Source organism: Streptomyces ossamyceticus, from assembly GCF_001418475.1.
Taxonomy (GTDB): Bacteria; Actinomycetota; Actinomycetes; order Streptomycetales; family Streptomycetaceae; genus Streptomyces; species Streptomyces ossamyceticus.
The window spans coordinates 1-3,429 of the sequence record NZ_LIQX01000812.1 but is presented as its reverse complement, the minus strand read 5'-3'; the positions used below and the strand labels follow the sequence as shown (position 1 = coordinate 3,429).

Below are 3,429 nucleotides of genomic sequence, written 5' to 3'. Positions count from 1 at the left end.
GTGAGATGGCTCACCAGCGCGACTACTCGGAAGAGGTCGCCGCGCTGGTGAGCCATCTCACGGCCGAGGAACGGCTCGGTGTTGTCGCCGCCGAACTTGATGGCGCCGAGACGCTCGGTCATGCCGTACTGGGTGACCATCGCGCGGGCCAGGTTGGTGGCCTTCTCGATGTCGTTCGCGGCGCCGGTGGTCGGGTCGTGGAAGACCAGTTCCTCGGCGGCGCGGCCGCCCAGCATGTAGCCGAGCTGGTCGAGCATCTCGTTGCGGGTGGTCGAGTACTTGTCCTCGTCCGGCAGGACCATCGTGTAGCCGAGGGCGCGGCCCCGGGACAGGATCGTGATCTTGTGGACCGGGTCGGAGTTCGGGGAGGCCGCCGCGACCAGGGCGTGGCCGCCCTCGTGGTACGCGGTGATCTTCTTCTCCTTGTCCGACATGATCCGGGTCCGCTTCTGCGGGCCCGCGACCACGCGGTCGATCGCCTCGTCCAGCATCTGGTTGTCGATCAGCTTCTTGTCGCTGCGGGCCGTCAGCAGGGCGGCCTCGTTCAGGACGTTGGAGAGATCGGCACCCGTCATGCCGGGGGTGCGGCGGGCGACGGCGGACAGGTCGACGTCGGGCGCGACCGGCTTGCCCTTCTGGTGGACCTTGAGGATCTCCAGACGGCCCTGCATGTCCGGGCGGTCGACGGCGATCTGCCGGTCGAAGCGGCCGGGGCGCAGCAGCGCCGGGTCGAGGATGTCGGGGCGGTTCGTCGCGGCGATGAGGATCACGCCGCCCTTGACGTCGAAGCCGTCCATCTCGACGAGGAGCTGGTTCAGGGTCTGCTCGCGCTCGTCGTGTCCACCGCCGAGGCCGGCGCCGCGGTGGCGGCCGACCGCGTCGATCTCGTCGACGAAGACGATCGCCGGGGCGTTCGCCTTGGCCTGCTCGAAGAGGTCGCGGACACGGGAGGCACCGACACCGACGAACATCTCGACGAAGTCGGAACCGGAGATCGAGCAGAAGGGGACGCCCGCCTCGCCGGCGACGGCGCGCGCGAGGAGCGTCTTGCCGGTGCCGGGCGGGCCGTAGAGCAGGACGCCCTTGGGAATCTTGGCGCCGACGGCCTGGAACTTGGCGGGCTCCTGGAGGAATTCCTTGATCTCGTGGAGTTCCTCGACGGCCTCGTCCGCGCCGGCGACGTCGGCGAAGGTGGTCTTCGGGGTGTCCTTGGTGATGAGCTTGGCCTTGGACTTCCCGAAGTTCATCACTCGGGAGCCGCCGCCCTGCATCTGGTTCATCAGGAACAGGAAGACGACGACGATCAGGACGAAGGGGAGCAGGGACAGCAGGATGCCGACGAAAGCGTTCTGCTTGGTCGGGGAGACCGTGTAGCCGTCGGGGATCTGCTTGTTCTGGTACTTGTCCTGCAGGGTGTTGGCGAGGGTGACGCCCTGGTCGCCGATGTAGCTCGCCTGGATCTTCGAGCTGCCCTCGATCTTCTCGCCGTCCTTGAGCTGCACCTTCAGGAGCTGCTCTTCGCCGGTGGTCAGCTTGGCCTCTTGGACCTTGTTGTCATTGATCGCCTGGACGACCTGGCCGGTGTCCACCGTCTTGTAGCCGCCGGACGAGCCGACGACCTGCATCAACACGACCACGGCAAGGACGGCCAGCACGATCCACATGACTGGCCCACGGAAGTATCGCTTCACGTCCATCCATACGGAGCGGTGCCGCCCCGTCCCTCCTGCCATAGTGAGTTTGATAAAGACTGTTCTTCGGACGGTACCCCAGCATTGTCACCCGAAGCCGCGTAGGACCGATGGCACCCCGTCCTCGCATGCTCCAACGGCTTGAAACCCGCTGGGGTTCCCGAGCGTCTCAGTAAGACTGGCCCGTGCGCGTGACGCGGGTGGTTCAGCCGCCGTAGACGTGGGGCGCGAGCGTACCGACGAACGGGAGGTTCCGGTACTTCTCGGCGTAGTCGAGGCCGTAGCCGACGACGAACTCGTTGGGGATGTCGAAGCCGACCCACTCGACGTCGATGGCGACCTTGGCGGCCTCGGGCTTGCGCAGCAGGGTGCACACCTTGAGGGAGGCGGGCTCGCGGGACCCGAGGTTGGAGATCAGCCAGGACAGGGTCAGGCCGGAGTCGATGATGTCCTCGACGATCAGGACATGCTTGCCCTTGATGTCGGTGTCGAGGTCCTTGAGGATCCGCACCACGCCGGAGGACTGGGTGCCCGCGCCGTAGGAGGACACGGCCATCCAGTCCATGGTGACCGGGGTGGACAGCGCCCGGGCGAGGTCCGCCATGACCATCACCGCGCCCTTGAGGACGCCGACGATGAGCAGGTCCTTGCCCGCGTACTCCGCGTCGATCTTCGCGGCCAGCTCGGCCAGCTTCGCGTCGATCTCTTCCTTGGTGATGAGTACCTGCTTGAGGTCGGCACCCATGTCTTTCGCGTCCACCCGCATCACTTTCGGTCGTCCCAGGGCCGTCGCCGGACGCTTCTTCCCCTGGGGGCCCGGGGCCCGGTGAGGGGCCCCTTCGGCGTCCGGTTTCAGCCTTGCCGAATCACCAGTCTGCCACCCTGACGCTGGGCGACGACCCGGCCGGGGAGATTGATGGCCCCCTGGCCGCGCCATCCGGTGATGAGCCGGTCGATCTCCTCGATGTGTCGGGCGAAGAGGGAACCGGCCGGGGCACCGGCCTCGATGGCGGCGCGGCGCAGGATGCGGCGGCGTACGGCGGGGGGCAGGGCGTAGAGCTTGGCGCACTCCAGGAGGCCCGCGGCGTCGCGTACGGAGGCTTCGGCCTGGCGGGCCCAGGTGTCGAGGGCGTCGGCGTCGTCGCGGGAGAGCTGGGCCGTACGGGCGAGTGCCTCGACGACGCCCTTGCCGAGGGCCTTCTCCAGGGCGGGCAGGCCCTCGTGGCGGAGCCGGGAGCGGGTGTAGGCGGGGTCGGCGTTGTGGGGGTCGTCCCAGACGGGGAGGGACTGGACCATGCAGGCCTTGCGGGCGGTCTGGCGGTCGAGCGTGAGGAAGGGGCGGCGGTAGCGGCCGTCGGCCCCCGAGACCGCGGCCATACCGGACAGGGAGCGGATGCCGGAGCCGCGGGCGAGGCCGAGGAGGACGGTTTCGGCTTGGTCGTCGCGGGTGTGGCCGAGGAGGACGGCGGTGGCGCCGTGGCGGTCGAGCGCGGCGTCCAGGGCGGCGTAGCGGGCGTCGCGGGCGGCGGCCTCGGGGCCGCCGTCGCGGCCGACGGTGACGGCGACGGACTCGGCGGGGTCGAGGCCGAGTTCACGCAGGCGCAGGACGACGTCGGCGGCGCGCAGGTCGGAGCCGGGCTGGAGTCCGTGGTCGACGGTGATGCCGCCGGCGCGGATGCCGAGCTTGGGCGCCTCGAAGGCGAGGGCGGAGGCGAGCGCCATGGAGTCGGCGCCGCCG

General features: G+C 69.2%; 3 protein-coding genes. All 3 read right to left on the bottom strand.

Features of this window, described 5'->3' with window-relative positions:
- On the bottom strand, positions 1-1,697 hold a 1,697-nt coding region (gene ftsH, locus AOK15_RS39180; RefSeq protein WP_055523759.1), incomplete at its 3' end, for an ATP-dependent zinc metalloprotease FtsH.
- Between the two features lie 199 nt (positions 1,698-1,896).
- Positions 1,897-2,457, bottom strand: coding sequence for a hypoxanthine phosphoribosyltransferase (gene hpt, locus AOK15_RS39175; RefSeq protein WP_055523757.1), 561 nt, complete (start codon positions 2,455-2,457; stop codon positions 1,897-1,899).
- A gap of 86 nt (positions 2,458-2,543) precedes the next feature.
- Positions 2,544-3,429, bottom strand: an 886-nt coding sequence (gene tilS, locus AOK15_RS39170; RefSeq protein ID WP_055523755.1) for a tRNA lysidine(34) synthetase TilS, incomplete at its 5' end; no start/stop codon positions are given.